Origin of the sequence: Streptomyces xiamenensis (assembly GCF_000993785.3) — a bacterium.
GTDB classification, from domain to species: Bacteria; Actinomycetota; Actinomycetes; order Streptomycetales; family Streptomycetaceae; genus Streptomyces; species Streptomyces xiamenensis.
Map to the genome: position 1 here is coordinate 86,203 of NZ_CP009922.3, position 14,101 is coordinate 100,303.

Below are 14,101 nucleotides of genomic sequence, written 5' to 3' on the forward strand. Positions count from 1 at the left end.
GTCACCCCTGGGTGCTCCCCTGCGGTGTCGGCGTGGCCGGCGAGAGTCTCACGGGGATCAGGACGCTGCTGATGCAGCGGCGGTAGAAGGCGTCCCAGTCCGAGGCCGGCATCTCGACGAAGCGGGTGCAGCAGATGAGCGCCGGTATGTGTCCGTCCGCCGTGCGATGACGCCGGACGGTTTCGGCGGGCACCCGCAGCGTCACCCGCCATCCGGAGGCGTCGACGTGCCAGGCGGACGCGGTGGGCGAGGCGTAGGGGAAGACCCGGAAGCCCGCTTCGTGAACGTCCCGTGCCGTGTGGAGCAGTTCGTTGCCCAGACACACGGCGATCTCGTCGAGGTAGACGCCGAGCCCACGCGAGGAGTGGAAGGTGAAGAGCATCTCGCCGTCCGCCTCCGAGACGCCGCACTCGACGGCGAAGCCCTCCTCGGGGTGGGCCGGCGGGGTCGACCACAGTGCCGGAACACTCCCTTCCTTCCCGTCGGCCCGGACGGAGAACGTCGCCGGGGTGGGGCCCACTTCGACGCGGGTGGTGCCGATGCCGTCCGGTGCGGAGCCGAGCGTGTCCCGCCTGACGAGCATGTCGGCCACCTCGGTCCCCACATCGACGAGCAGGCCGAAGCCGGCTTCCTGGGGGAAGCTGTCGCGGCCGCCGGAAGGGCCGGCTCCGGCGAGCGGGGCGGGCAGCGCGTCCAGGCCGCTCAGGACGTGGCGTGCGAACGCGAGGACGTCCTGGGCCTCGTGATCGCGTACCAGCGCGGCGAAGCGGCCTGCGTCGAAGTCCGGGTGGTGCGCGAGGTCACGGATCTCGCACAGTTCGGCCAGCCGTACCTTGGCGATCGGCTGGACGAAGGGCATTTCGACGTAGTCCTTGAACACGTGGGCGCACAGCAGGAACGCTGCCGTGGTGACGTCGGGGATTCTGAGCGTGCCGGCTTCGGAGGCCGGGTGCGGGACGGAGCCAGCGAGGATCGTGCCGTACTCCAGTTTCCGGGTGGAGACCCAGTCGGCCATGACCAGGCCCCCGGCGCCGTTGGATGCCTGGTAGTCGCCCCGCGGATAGCGCCAGACGGGGAAGTACCCGTGCAGGTCGAGCGGTGACCTGTCCGGCGAGGAGAAGGTGGCCTCTTCGTGGCAGGCGCTGTTCGCCAGCCGGTGATAGCCCAGGTCCTCGAAGATGCGGCCGTACCGCACGGGGTCCGGTGTCAGCAGATCCAGGTCCGAGGTCAGCCGGGGGAAACCGGCGGCGCCCAGGAGATGGGCGGCGCTGTTGCCCTTCAGCAGCAGCACCGGCCGCCCGTCCCAGGCGGGGTGGTCCCTGAGGCCCTTCTCGACCCATGCGGCGTCCGTCTCCACGCGTGCCGCCGCTCCCGCGTGGTGCGCGTGCGAGCGGCGCACCGCGTCCAGCAGCCCGTCGGAGACGGGGATCGTGGGGTTTTCCGCGATCCGGACCAGGAACCGTCCGGCCACGCGATGGATCCCCAGCGCGCCGGCGATGTCCTCGACCCGCCCGCCCGACAGAGCCGTCGCGTCGTCGCTGAATCCGCCGGCCCACAGCACCGCGTCAAGCACCGGGTTACCCATCGCACTCCTTGTCTTGATCCTCGTCCAGGTCTTCCGGGGAGCCGTGCCCCTGTCAGTGCCGGGCTCCGCCGCGCGGTGCGGCGTCCGTCGCCGGCGGGAGCAGCCGCCGCGCCGCCCGCTCCCGCAGGGATCCGGGTGCTCCGTGCGCGGTGAGGTAGCCGGCGATGTCGCCGTGCTCCCGGGTGATCCAGCTCAGTGCCTGTTCCATGGCGGGGACGGCTCCGCTGTTCATCGCGTCGAAGAAGCCGATGTCCTTGCCCTTCGCGAGCCAGGAGGCGCGCCGCCGGGCCACGGTCGGGGCGACCGACTCGGCGGCCCGGGCGTGGTGGGCCACGATGTCCTGTGGCCGGGCGCCGGCCAGGCCGAGGGTCAGCGCCACGACGAGTCCGGTGCGGTCCCGTCCGGTGCGGCAGTGCACCAGCACCGCACCGTCCCGGGGTTCCAGGACAAAGGTCACCGCCTCGGCGAGCGCCCGGCCGTGCCGTTCGAGGTGCCGCAGGTACAGTTCGGCGAGCGAGGCGCACCGGCCGGGCTGCGGGCGTGACGCCTCGTCGCCGATGGGCAGGCGCCGGTAGCTCATGTCCGGCTGCGCGGCCAGCGTCTGGGGTACCTTGCCGGCTTCGCGGTCGCTGCGCAGGTCCAGGACGGCGGTCAGGCCCTGACCGCGCAGCAGGTCGATGGTGGAGGGGGCGTAGGGGGTGGTGAAGCCTCCCCTGAGCAGCCTGCCGCGGGTGAGGGGGGCACCCCGGATCTCCTGCCCGCCCACGTCGTGCACCAGATGGGGTGAACCGAGTTCGATCGCGCGCACGTTTTTCTCCCCTGCAATCGAGGTTCGGCAGAACGTCGTCCGCCGGACCGCATTCCGGAATGCGCTTTCCTGGCCCGGCACGTCCGCGTCCGTTCGGCGGCGTGCGACGGCATCATTCCGGGTTGCGCATGAAAAGAGGGATCCCCGAGGAGCGGCGCGGTGAAACGCGGGCATCTCGGGTACCTGTAAGCAGCAACTGCTCGGCGGGAGCCTAGGTTCCGCTCCGGGGGGTGTCAAGAACGCCTCGGGGCGGAAGCGCTTCACCAATAGGCGGCCGCCCGGGCCATTGTGTCCGCCGCATTCCATGAGTGATCCGCAGGAGGGCCGGTCCGGTGGCCCGTTCGTTCCGGTGTTCACCGATACCCCGGCCTATTGTCGAACAATCGATTGCTCCCGCCCGTCACCTGCGGCTCCGACCGTTCCACCACCCCTCACCGTCGGGCCCGCCGGCACCGGCAGGGCGGCGCGCCAGCCGCATTCATCCTGTTCAGCGGTGGAACGAAGGGGACGCCAGGCGTTCATGAACCCCATTCCGTCCGGATCGCGGCACGTCATCTTGCCGGGACGATTTGAGCAGTTCTGGACCACTTCCCAGCGGATCCCCGGGTCCCGCACGGCCGCACAAAAACCGGCGATGTCGTAAATCTAGCCACAGTGTGGCTCCGTCGGAGGGAAGGAAAAGAGTCACTCCGCGCAGCGGGGGCACGCGGTCGGAGAAGACTTTGCGCCACATCCGGCAACGGAAGACGGGAGCATCAAACGCTTGCGTGGTTGACGGCTGCCAATGCCGCTTCTAGTGTCATGGCTCGCCGCAAAGCAATCGTTTTCCCGGGCGTTCGCAACTCCGTCCCGAAATGGGCGGTCAATAGGGCGACGAGACAGCTGAATGCCGCCCTTGGTTGCGACGGAACCGCGGTCGGCCGCCGCCCGGAATTCCGCCGAATCCCTCCATCTCGTACAGCGCGATTCGACATGGCGCGTTTTCCCGTTCCCGTGCCGCCCGCCGGCACGGCCGGTGCCCCGTGTCCATCCGATCAGCTTCGCCGAACCGGGAGAGCAGCCAGATGACGCAGAGCATGACCGCCCCGCCGGAGCAGTTCCACTTCGGGATCGACTACATCCGCGAGCACTTCGGCAGCAACGTGGCACTCGCCACCCAGCAGATGGCCCACAACCGCTACCGGTCGAACCTCCAGCCCTTGGTCGACCACATCTTCGCGTCCTTGGAGCTGACCGGGCGTGAGTCCCTGCTCGACGTCGGATGCGGCAACGGTTTCATCCTGCGCGACATCGTCAGCAGGATGCGCGACGGCGGGCGCGTGGTGGCGCTGGACATCTCCCCGGCCATGCTGGAGCTGGCGAAGCGCAACGTGACCGTCGCGTGGGTCCCGCTGGAGTTCACCGAGGGCAACGCCAACGATCTCTCCCGCTACGCCGACGGCGCCTTCGACCGGGTGATGGCCAACTACATCTTCCACTACATCGACGAACCGGACACCGTGCTCTCCGAGTTGCGCCGGGTGACCGCAGCCGACGGGCGCGCGCTGGTGACCATCGAGGCGCGCCACTCGATGCCCGAGATGTACGCGATGCACTTCGAGGCCATGGAGCGGGTCGGCTTCCCCGCCGACTTCATCGGCCGGCTCCCCCGCGGCCGGCGCGGCGTCATGACGCTGGACAACACCGCGGAGTACGCCGCCAAGCACTTCTCCTCGGTCGAGGAGCGGCCCTATGCCGACGCCCTGCGCTTCGCCACGCCCGAGCCGTTCATGAACTTCTACGTCGCGGGCCACCGGTATTGCGGGGCCCTGCCCAAGGCCGACGACACGATCCCGCGGGAACTGTTCGACGCGCTGCACGCCGATGTGGAACGTCAGGTCAGCGCACGCATCGCCGAGCGCGGGTACTTCGAGCTGACCAAGCACAACTCCGTCTTTGTCTGCTCCTGACCGCTGGAGACGGCCATGACCACCCCTCACTCCCCACGCATCGCGCTGTTCGGGCTCCCCGGCGCGGGCAAGTCCACCACGGCCGCCCTGCTGCGGCACGCACTGGAAGAGCGCGGCGAGCGTGCCGCCGTCGTCCGGATCGCCGCCCCGCTGTACGACGTGCAGCACGCGTTCCACGAGCGGATCGGCAGCCCGCTGGCGGAGGACCGCCAGGACGGCGCCCTGCTGAACTTCCTCGGCTCGCATTTCCGGCGGACCGCGCCGGGCTTCCTGCTGGAGGACTTCCGGCAGCGCTGCGCGGACGCTCTCGCGGCGGGGGCCGACGTCCTCATCTGCGACGACGCCCGCCCCGTGGATGCGGGCGAGTTGTCCGCGCAGGGGTTCACCCTGGTGCGGATCAGCGCGCCGGATGCCCTGCGCCGGGCCCGGAAGTCCGCGCGCGGCGACCGTACCGGCGGGGACGACATCCACCCGACGGAGGCCGGCGTTCTCGACGTCGAGCCCGACCACCGGATCGTCAACGACGGTGACCTCGCTCAGTTGGAGCGTCTGATCGCCTCGCTGCTCGCGGACCTGAACGGCGACCCGGTTGACGGCCGGCTCGGCGCGGCAGCGCCGTCCGGTGAGCGGGACCGGCTCCGGTCCCTGTTCGACAGGGCGGCGCGCCTCATCACCCCCCACTACGCGGAGAACCGCCACCAGATCGGCGCGGTCATCCTGACGGCGGACGGCCGGACCTTCACCGGCCTGCACATCGAGGCCATGGTCGGGCGGGCCTCGGTGTGCGCCGAGGCCGTCGCACTCGGCAAGGCGCGGGAGGCGGGTGCGACGGACCTGCGGCTGGTGCTCGCGGTACGCCACCCCAAACCCAGTGAGGAGGACCGGCGCATCCGTCCGGTCCCGCCCTGCGGTCTCTGCCGGGAACTGCTCCTGGACTACGGTCCGGACATCCGGGCGGTCATCGGGGCACCGGACGACCTGAGCGTCGTCCCGATGAAGCAGCTGCTGCCGTCCAAGTACGTGGGGACCAAGTGGAATACGCCCGGTACCGCGCCGGCCGCACCCGTGCTCCGGCACGGCTGACCGGCGGTACGCACAGGAGAGTGGGAGTCCATGTCCAGTTTCGAGAGGTATCTCGTGGCCCGGTACCCGCGGGCGCGCGTGAGCCGGCTCAGCACGTCGAACAACTCCGTCTTCCTGGTGGACGACGCGGGCCGGCAGCTCGTGGCCAAGCACCTCACGGACACCGATATCCCGCTCTCCTATCTGGCCGACTCCAATGAGGCGCTCGCCCGTTCGGTCCCGGTGCAGCGGATCCACCATGTCCTCGACCGGGCGCAGGGGGATCCGTTCGACGGGACGCTGGCCGAATACGTGCCCGGCACGGACCTGGCCACCGTGCTCGCCGGGAACGGGCGGGCGCCGGCGCCGCAGGAACTGGCCGCCTACCTCGGACGCTTCCTGCTGGCGTGCCGTCAGCTGCCTCGGATGCACGACGGCTACGGCCCGTACAAGCGGACGGCGCCGGAGCTTGCCTCGCACGAGGAGTTCGTCGTGGGGTACGCCGCCCGCTACTGGGGGCGGGCCCGGCCCTTCTACGAGGGCACGCGGACCGGCGACGCCGTCGACGCCTGGGTGGAGCACGGGCTGCGCGCGGCGCTGCGGCGTAATCCGGCCCCCCACGCCGTCGTTCCCATCGACGCCAACCTCAAGAACTTCATCCTCACCCCCGAGCGGCGGATCATCGCGCTCAATGTGCCGATCGCCGCCGTGTCCACCCCGGCGCACGCGGTGGCGGCGGTCGGCGCCCATCTGCGGCACCGTCCGTACCACGCGGCCTTCCTCAATGAGGTGCTGGCGAGCCAGTGCCCGGCGGACGCGGAGATGGTGCCGCACTTCGAACTGTGGGCCCTGCTCGGCATCCTGTCCTTCTACGCCGTGCGCCACCCCCTGGAGCGCGACAGCTGGCGCGACTGGGGGTCGCCGGTCCTGCTGGACGAGGACTTCCGCGGCCTGGTCCACGACCTGCTGCAGAAACGGGCGACCCGGTGATCCTCACCGGCGCGGCCATCACGGAGGCCGTGCGCACCGGAGACATCGTGGTCGATCCGTTCGACAGCGCACGGGTGAACCCCAACAGCTACAACTACCGCCTCGGGGCGGAGATCCACGAGGTGGTGACCTCCGGCGAGGCCGTGCCGGCGGCCCGCCATGTACCGCTCGTACCGCACGAGGGCCGGTGTCTGCTGCGCAAGGGGCACCTCTACCTCGGGCACACCCTGGAACGCATCGGCAGCCGGCGGTACGTGACTTCGCTCATCGGGCGCAGTTCCATCGGCCGGCTGGGGCTGTTCGTCCAGCTCTCGGCGGATCTGGGTCATCAGGGCGCAGTTCACCGCTGGACGCTGGAACTGCTGCCGGCGATGGACATCTACGTGTACCCGGGCCAGGTCATCGGCCAGGTCTCGTTCTGGAACATCCAGGGCGTCCCGGCCCCGTACGCCGGCTGGTACGGGCGCCACGACGTGCCGATGCCCTCGAAACTCCACACACCCCCCACGAGAACAGAAGAGTCGCCGTGATTCTCAGCGGACCCGAAATCAGACGGCAGGTGAAGAACGACGTCATCACCGTCACGCCGTTCAACCCCGATCACCTCAACCCCAACAGCATCGATCTGACCCTGGAGAACACCGTCCTGCGCTATCGCAGCCCGGTGATCGACCCGCGGGAGGAGCAGGAGGTCGAGGAGGTGACCATTCCCTCCACCGGACTGCTGCTGGACCCGCTGGGCTTCTGCCTGGGCGCATCCCGCGAGACCGTGGGCAGCACCGCGTACGTACCCATGGTGCACGCGAAGTCCAGTACGGCCAGGGCCGGGCTGTTCGTCCATGTGACGGCCGATCTCATCGACATCGGGTCGCTGGGCACCGTCACGTTCCAGCTCTTCTCGACCCTGCCGCTCACGGTGTACCCGGGGATGCGCATCGCCCAGATGACCTTCTGGCGGCCCCAGGGCGACATCACCCTCTACACGGGGAAGTACCAGGGCTCCAAAGGGCCGAAGAAGTCGATGATCTTCCGCGATCCCTTCTGGCAGTCGCTGCCCGTCGGCCGGTGACGGCAGGGATCCCCGCATGCTCCGGAAGGGAATGTCCATGAGCCGCGACCGAACGGCGATCGCGTCCGCGCGCGGGGCGGTCGTCCCGGTGACCGCCTCCCCCGAACTGCTCGACGCGCTCGCCCGGGTGATGGCCCCCTACATCGCCATGGAAACGGCCGACGCCCCCGTGACGGCTCCGCGGGTGAGGGTGGTCGACGACGCGCCCAGCGGGGAGGGCTGGCGGCGGATCGCGCTGCGCTCGGAGTACGAACCGGACCGGGTGCTGTGGGTCGACGACACCCGCCGGCACCTCGCGCTGCCGCGCGCGTCCGGGGAGTGGACGCTGCAGCAACTGCTGCGCTCGGTACGGCATCTGTTGCGCTGGCAGTCCTACGCCAGGGGCGACCTGTTCCTGCACGGCGGGCTGGTCCGCGCCGCAGGCACCGGCATCGCCTTCCTCGGACACAAACGCTCCGGCAAGACCTCCAGCGTGCTGAGCGCCCTGCTCAACGGCGGCGCCGACTTCGTCTCCAACGACGATCTCGTCCTCACCGAAGACGACGACTCCCCCGCCGCCCTCACCGGCTACGGTTCGCCCCGGACGATCAACATCCGCACGGATGTCCTGCTGGAGCTGGCCCGTACCGCCCCGGCGCTGCGTGACCTGCTCACGCAGGCCGGCCATCCGACCAACGCGTTCCCCGGCCGGCACCACACCCGCGACGCCATCCGGTCCGGGGAGGGGACGCGGCTGCCGGGGTCGGTCTGGGTGCGCTGCGCCGAACTCGCCCGCGTCAGCGGGCGACCTGTGGTGTCGGAGGCCCGGGTCGACGCGGTCGTCCTGCCCCGGTTCGGCTCCGGTGACGGCGGGCCGGCTATCAGCCGGCTCGGACCGGAGGAGGCGCTGCGGGCGCTGAGCGAGCATGTGGAGGGGGAGGCGACCAAGTACGACCCGTTCCTCGCCGCCTGGTACCCGAACACGGATGGCGAGCGGCGCACCCGGTTGCTGCGGCGGCTCGCCGAGCGGACGCCCTGCTACCGCCTCACCCAGGACATGGAGCGGCTGGGCGAGGCGACGTCGGTCCTGCTGCGGACCGTCCGGACGGCGGGTGCGGCGGCGTGATGCCCCTTCGGCCATGCGGATCCGGGCCGCCGTGGACGGAGCACGTCCATGCACCCTGACCCGGGCACGCCGCGCGTCGACAGCGCGGCGCTCCTCACGGACGCAGAGGGTGGCGTCCTGCTCGCCCGCTCCCCCGGCGGAGATCGGCGGCTGCCCACCAGCAGGACGTCCCCGGAGCCCGGGTCCCGGGCAGACGGCGGCTGCCGGCGCCACCCGGTCTCGTTCCGGAGTTGTGCGGAGAGGTCGAGGACATCCCGGCCGCAGGGCTGTCGCCGGCGCGTACCGGCCCGCGAAGCGCGGGTCGGGCAGTTTTTCGCCGGAGCTCGCGAGCGATATCCCTTCACCAGTACGACAATTCCTGCGGATGGCGACGAAAAAGGAGAGTCCTTGGCGGCGCCCTTTTCGAAAGAGGGCTTGATTGACACGTAAACCGCGCCGCTCCTAGGCTGCCTGTTCACCCGTCGTGACCTGGGTACGAGCACGGGCGACAGCTTTTCTTCCCGAGTGCGACACTCCATGGCCACGCATATCCGCACCAATGACCGGAAAGACGCATGGCGGCTGAATACAGGGACGGACGTAGGATTCTGCGGCGCACGGCGGCCCGGGTGGTGCTGATCGACCCGGATTCCCGCACACTGCTGGTCCAGGGATGCAATCCGCACAACCGGGCCGCCGGCAGCTGGTGGTTTCCGCTGGGGGGCGGCTGTGAGGCGGAGGAGACTCTGGAGCAGGCCGCCCGGCGGGAACTGTACGAGGAAGCCGGCATCAGGGACGTCGAGCTGGGCCCCCTGATCTGGACCCGGTCCGTCGAGCATCCCTACATGAAGGACCAGTACCTGTACCAGGAGGAGTTCTACTTCGTGGGGCACACCGCGTCCCCGGACTTCGGGCGGGTGGCCTGGACCGCGGAGGAACGGCAGCAACTGTTGGACATGCGCTGGTGGAGCGCCGAGGAACTGCGGGAGACGCAGGAGACCATCCTGCCCCCGGCACTTCCCGCTCTCCTTCCGCGACTCATCAGCGGGGCATACCCCGACCACCCGATCGCCCTGGACCGATAGCCCCCACGGCCCTCGGCGTGCCCGAACCGAAGGCGCGTCGACCCCCGCCGGCCGAACGACTGCGGAAGGCAGGCACGGTGACCATCGACGAAGCCAACGGCGTATTCGACGGAGAAATGGGAAAGTGGTACGCCGAGCACGCGACGGACAGCATTTACAACGCCCACTACGATCGCCCCGCGGTGCTGGATCTCATCGGGCCGTGCGAGAGGCAGCGCATTCTCGACGTCGGCTGCGGCGCCGGACACTACATGACGGAACTCGGCGCCCGTGGCGCCGAGGTGACCGGTATCGAGGGGAGTGCGGAACTGATCTCCAGCGCCCGGGACCGGCTGGGTGAGGCGGCGCGGCTCCGGCAGCACGATCTCGAGACGCCCCTCGATTTCCTCGACGAGGCGTCGTTCGACGGAGCGCTGATGGCCCTGGTCTTCCACCACGTCGAGGCGCGCCACACACTCCTGGACGAGTTGCTGCGGGTGGTGAGGCCGGGCGGGTGGCTCGTCATGTCGACTTTCCACCCCACCCGGTACTGGGAGCTGTTCGGTGGATCCTATTTCACCGCGGAGAAGGTCGAGGCCGACTTCCTCGACCGCTGGACGGCCCCGGTGTGGCGCATGCCACTGGAGGTCCTGATGACCGAACTTCTGGACGCGGGCTTCATCCTGGAACAACTCCGGGAGCCCCGGCCGACGCCACGGGCGGCGGAGATCAGCGAGCGTCACTTCCGCAAGCTTTCGACGGAGCCCAAGTTCCTGGCCCTTCGACTGCGCCGCCCCTGAACCTCCGGGCGCTCGCGGCGGGGCGCGGTCCTCGCCATGGCCGGGTCACGTGCACGGTGTCCCGGCTTCGTCCGTCACCTCGTGCGGCGTGCAGAGCATGACCCAGTGGTCCCGATCGGCGTCGTGGAGCATCTCCATGCCGAAGCGCGACCACCCATGCCGGGGGTGGTGCAAGCGCTTCTAACTCCTCAACCGCTGGCCGTGGGTTCGAGTCCCACCCGCCCCACCCCCAGCAGGCCAGGAGCGCCGCTCCTGGCCTGCCGCTTTTCCCGAAAGGTTGCCGCCGTCTCGGCGCACCAAGATGATGTGCCGACCCCTTCGGCTCGGCGCCGTCGCTGTCCGCCAGGGCCTCGGGGCTCAGGCCTCTCGCGGGGCGGAAGACGCGAGGTGGGCGCGCCAGCCGCCGGGAGCGGTGATCTCGTGGATTCCGGGTCCGGTGGCCGGGGGCCGACGGCAGACCATGCTGAGCGAGCCGCGGCCGTCCTCCAGTTGGATGGCGGAGAGTTCCAGCTCCGCCGGTTCCCGGGGCAGCAGTTTCTCGCGCAGGTCGCGGTAGGTGATCTCGTAGATCTCGCCGGGGACCGGCCACCCGCCTTCCCGAGTCGGCAGAAGGCCGGGGAAGCGGTCGTGGAAGGAGTAGAAGCGGTAGCGCGGCGCGGTGCGGATGGGGCCGAGGAAACGGGCACCGGTGAGGGCGTCGTTGAGCTCGCCGCCGCTCATGGCCTGCCCGTTGACGAACATGGTGACGGTGTCGTGCATGCGGGGCTCCTGTGGTCGGTGAGTCATTCCGTGAGCGTGGTGTTGCCATGGCCGCGCAGTGCGTGGACGCGTACGGCGGTGACGGCGCGTTCCGGGTCGCCGCTCGCGAGGTCGTCGAGCAGCGCCCGGTGCTGGGAGACCGGCTCGTGTCCCGGCTGCTGGACGTAGTCGTCCGTCGGGTAGAGGAATGCCTGCCGTTGCAGGAACGACGAGGTGGTCTCGGAGAAGGCAGCCCGGTTGATCGCCATGTGCAGATCGAGGTGGGCCATGGAGAACTGGGGGCTGCCGATGCCGTGCTTCCGCAGGGCCGCCTCCAGCGGGTCCAGCAGCGCGTAGAGCGGCGCCCAGTCCACTCGCGCCGCCTTGGCGGTGAGGCTGCGGGCAGCCACTTCGTCGAAGGCGACCCGCAGCAGGTGGAGCTCGGCCCGTGCCTCGGCGTCGACACTGACGACGACGAGCTGGCCGCGCCGGATCCGCATGACCAGCCCTTCGCTGGTCAGCCGCTGCAGCGCCTCGCGCACCGGAGTGCGGCTGACGCCCAGTTCCTCCGCGATCTGCTCCTCGACCAGGCGGATGCCTCCCGCGTACTCCCCGGTGGTGATCTGCTGCCGCAGGAAGCGGTACACCCGCTCCCGTGTGGTGGTCGTCATGAGGCCCTGGCAGTGAGCAGGGCGGCACGGCACCGGTTGGTCACCCGCTGCATGAACGTGCCCGACATCACGCTCGTCCCGGCCTGGAGCGCGGCGTGCTGCAGCGCTGAGACCCGGTTGTTCAGGTCGAAGAACCTGCTGCCGGGGGTCAGCAGCCGGGGCAGGGGGAAGGCGAAGGACTGCTCTTCCGAGACGTCCGTCTCGCCCCAGGTCGTGGTGTTCACGATCAGCGAGGGACCAGGGGTGGAGAAGGGCACCTCGGGCAGCGCGTCCGGGGCGGCGGTCAGGGCGCCGAAGTCCGCGCCCCAGGCCGCCAGCGCCGCGGCGTTGCGCGCGCTGCCGAGGAGCGGGATGTCCGGCCAGGCACGGCGAGCCGCCAGGGCCACCGAGCCGGCCGAGCCTCCCGAGCCGAGCACCAGCACACCGGCTGGGGTCGCTCCGCCCATCAGGATCTCCATCGCGGCTTGCGCCGCCCAGGAGTTGGTGTTGACGCCGAGCAGTCTTCCGTCACCGTCACGGAGGATCGTGTCGACGACGCCGGTCGCGGTGGCCGAGTGCGTGAGACCCCCCAAGCGGGAGGCGACGGCCTTCTTCCACGGGCTCAGGACGAGTGCGAGCTGCCAGGCCGGGTTGGCGAGCAGCGCCGCGGGGTCCTCGAACGGGAGGTGGTGTTCGCACGTGAGGTGCTCCGCGTCGAGGGCGTCCCGGAGCAGCCGGCCGTCCAGGGCGTGCCGCGCGGTGGTGCCGATGCCGGCGAGGACAACCGGTGGCCGCCCCTGAGGGCCGGGCGGCGGTTCCGCCCGCAGCCCGGCCTCGGCCAGGCAGCGGCTCACCGCCTCGCCCATGCTGTCCACCCGCGTTCTGCGTTCTGCCGTGGTCACGTGGCTCCTCACCTCTTGCCTGCCGGGGCCGGGCGCACGTGGCGGCCACGCGGTGCGCCGACGATCCCGCTCTTGTCGTACACCGATTCTCCGCGCAGGTAGGTGGCGACCACCGCACCGGTCAGCGGCCAGCCCTCGTACGGAGTGACGTTGTGCCGGGAGTGCATCGTGGCCGGGTCCACCGCCCCGGTGGCGTCAGGGTCCACGAGCACGAAGTCGGCGTCGAAGCCGGGGGCCAGCTGTCCCTTGCCGGGCATCGACCAGCGCCGGGCGGGGGTGTAGGAGCACAGCCTGACGATGTCCTCGACGGACAGGCGGCCCTGTGCGGCGGTGGTGAGCAGCAGCGGCAGCATCGTCTCGACCCCGATGAAGCCGCCGTGCGCGCACCAGACGTCGCCTTCGGCTTGTTCGGAGGGGGTGTGGGGGGCATGGTCGGTGGCGATGACGTCCACGTCGCCGCGGGCGATTCCGGCCCACAGCTCGGCGACGTTCTCGGCCGGCCGGATCGGTGGGTTGAGCTTGATGAGGTTTCCGTGGGTGTCGTAGGCGCTGTCGTCGAACAGCAGGTGGGCCACGAGGGCTTCCACGCTGACCCGGTGACCGTCGGCGCGCAGGTCGCGCACGCGGCGCAGTCCGGCACCGGTGGACAGGTGGTGGATGTGGAGCTTGGTGCCCGCCTCGGTGGCCATGGTGACGATCCGGGTCACGGCCTCCACCTCGACGAAAGCCGGCCGGCTGACCAGGTGCGCCCGGGGATCGGTACGGCCGGAGGCCCGCAGCCGGTCGATGAACATGCGGAGCAGGTGGTCGTTCTCCGCGTGCGCGCCGACCACGAGTCCGGCCGCCGCGGCGGCCTCCAGGCCGCGGAAGATCGCCGCGTCGTCGGGGCACCGGTTGTCGCCGGTGGTCTGCCCCATGAAGAGTTTGAAGCCCATGGCGCCCAGCTCGGCCATAGCGGTCATCTCCTCGGCGTTGTCCTGGCCGAGCATGCCGTAGAGCCCGAAGTCGACATGTGCCTTCGGCGCCACCAGGCTCAGCTTGCGCCGGAACTCCTCCGCGGTCGCCACCGGGGGAACGGTGTTGGGCATGTCCACGACCGTGGTGACGCCGCCGGCCGCAGCGGCTCGGGTACCGCTGGCGAAGTCCTCCTTCTCGGTCATGCCGGGCTCGCGGAAGTGGACGTGGACGTCCACCAGGCCGGGCAGTACGAGCAGCCCGCCGGCGTCGACCACGCGGACGTCTCCGGCTGCCCGGGCCGCCAGGCCCTCGCCGACGGCGGCTATCCGGCCGTCCCGGACGGCGATGTCGTGTCGGTGGCGGCCGTCGTGCGAGACGACGGTTCCGCCCGTGAGAAGCAGGTCGTACGGTGCCGGGTGGGGCATGGAGCGTCTCCTTCGATG

General features: G+C 70.4%; 14 protein-coding genes and 1 tRNA gene. 9 read left to right on the forward strand and 6 right to left on the reverse strand.

Annotated elements, in window-relative coordinates:
* Nucleotide 1 precedes the first annotated feature (1 nt).
* Together SXIM_RS00345 and SXIM_RS00350 are read right to left on the reverse strand one after the other, a co-directional pair.
* On the reverse strand, nt 2–1,585 hold the full coding sequence (locus tag SXIM_RS00345; RefSeq protein WP_046722583.1) for a nucleotidyltransferase family protein: 1,584 nt from the start codon (nt 1,583–1,585) through the stop codon (nt 2–4).
* A 52-nt stretch (nt 1,586–1,637) separates the two neighbouring features.
* Nucleotides 1,638–2,393 carry a tyrosine-protein phosphatase gene (locus tag SXIM_RS00350; RefSeq protein ID WP_046722585.1) on the reverse strand — a complete coding sequence of 252 codons (756 nt, stop codon included), beginning with the start codon at nt 2,391–2,393 and terminating at the stop codon, nt 1,638–1,640.
* A 1,064-nt stretch (nt 2,394–3,457) separates the two neighbouring features.
* Between SXIM_RS00350 and SXIM_RS00355 the strand changes: the two genes are divergently transcribed.
* From SXIM_RS00355 to SXIM_RS00395, 9 genes are all read left to right on the forward strand, one after another.
* A complete protein-coding gene (locus SXIM_RS00355; RefSeq protein ID WP_052385481.1) occupies nt 3,458–4,342 on the forward strand; it encodes a class I SAM-dependent methyltransferase in 885 nt (294 codons plus the stop codon).
* A gap of 15 nt (nt 4,343–4,357) precedes the next feature.
* Nucleotides 4,358–5,425, forward strand: a complete 1,068-nt coding sequence (locus tag SXIM_RS27160; protein WP_168222734.1) for a cytidine deaminase — start codon at nt 4,358–4,360, stop codon at nt 5,423–5,425.
* 30 nt (nt 5,426–5,455) lie between these two features.
* A complete protein-coding gene (locus tag SXIM_RS00365) occupies nt 5,456–6,394 on the forward strand; it encodes a phosphotransferase family protein (RefSeq protein ID WP_046722587.1) in 939 nt (312 codons plus the stop codon).
* A complete protein-coding gene (locus SXIM_RS00370) occupies nt 6,391–6,924 on the forward strand; it encodes a dCTP deaminase (RefSeq protein WP_046722588.1) in 534 nt (177 codons plus the stop codon). The genes SXIM_RS00365 and SXIM_RS00370 overlap by 4 nt, the downstream gene beginning before the upstream one ends.
* Nucleotides 6,921–7,463 (forward strand): dCTP deaminase, encoded by a 543-nt coding sequence (gene dcd, locus SXIM_RS00375; protein WP_030738661.1) that lies wholly within the window; start codon nt 6,921–6,923, stop codon nt 7,461–7,463. The genes SXIM_RS00370 and dcd overlap by 4 nt, the downstream gene beginning before the upstream one ends.
* A 37-nt stretch (nt 7,464–7,500) precedes the next feature.
* Nucleotides 7,501–8,568: a hypothetical protein gene (locus SXIM_RS00380; protein WP_148236047.1), complete on the forward strand. Its 1,068-nt coding sequence runs from the start codon at nt 7,501–7,503 to the stop codon at nt 8,566–8,568.
* Between the two features lie 554 nt (nt 8,569–9,122).
* Nucleotides 9,123–9,632 (forward strand): NUDIX hydrolase, encoded by a 510-nt coding sequence (locus SXIM_RS00385; protein WP_046722591.1) that lies wholly within the window; start codon nt 9,123–9,125, stop codon nt 9,630–9,632.
* A 77-nt stretch (nt 9,633–9,709) separates the two neighbouring features.
* Nucleotides 9,710–10,411 (forward strand): class I SAM-dependent methyltransferase, encoded by a 702-nt coding sequence (locus SXIM_RS00390; protein WP_246156798.1) that lies wholly within the window; start codon nt 9,710–9,712, stop codon nt 10,409–10,411.
* A gap of 162 nt (nt 10,412–10,573) precedes the next feature.
* Nucleotides 10,574–10,637, forward strand: a tRNA-OTHER gene (locus tag SXIM_RS00395).
* 131 nt (nt 10,638–10,768) lie between these two features.
* On the opposite strand, the gene SXIM_RS00400 is transcribed toward SXIM_RS00395, so the two are convergent.
* The 4 genes from SXIM_RS00400 to allB are packed head-to-tail and all read right to left on the reverse strand — an operon-like array spanning nt 10,769 to nt 14,083.
* Nucleotides 10,769–11,170, reverse strand: coding sequence for an allophanate hydrolase-related protein (locus SXIM_RS00400; RefSeq protein WP_046722593.1), 402 nt, complete (start codon nt 11,168–11,170; stop codon nt 10,769–10,771).
* A gap of 23 nt (nt 11,171–11,193) precedes the next feature.
* On the reverse strand, nt 11,194–11,820 hold the full coding sequence (locus SXIM_RS00405) for a GntR family transcriptional regulator (RefSeq protein ID WP_046722595.1): 627 nt from the start codon (nt 11,818–11,820) through the stop codon (nt 11,194–11,196).
* Entirely contained in the window at nt 11,817–12,701 is an 885-nt protein-coding gene (locus SXIM_RS00410) for a hypothetical protein (protein WP_148236048.1), read from the reverse strand. The genes SXIM_RS00405 and SXIM_RS00410 overlap by 4 nt, the downstream gene beginning before the upstream one ends.
* Before the next feature lie 8 nt (nt 12,702–12,709).
* Nucleotides 12,710–14,083, reverse strand: a complete 1,374-nt coding sequence (gene allB, locus SXIM_RS00415) for an allantoinase AllB (RefSeq protein ID WP_046722596.1) — start codon at nt 14,081–14,083, stop codon at nt 12,710–12,712.
* Nucleotides 14,084–14,101 lie beyond the last annotated feature (18 nt).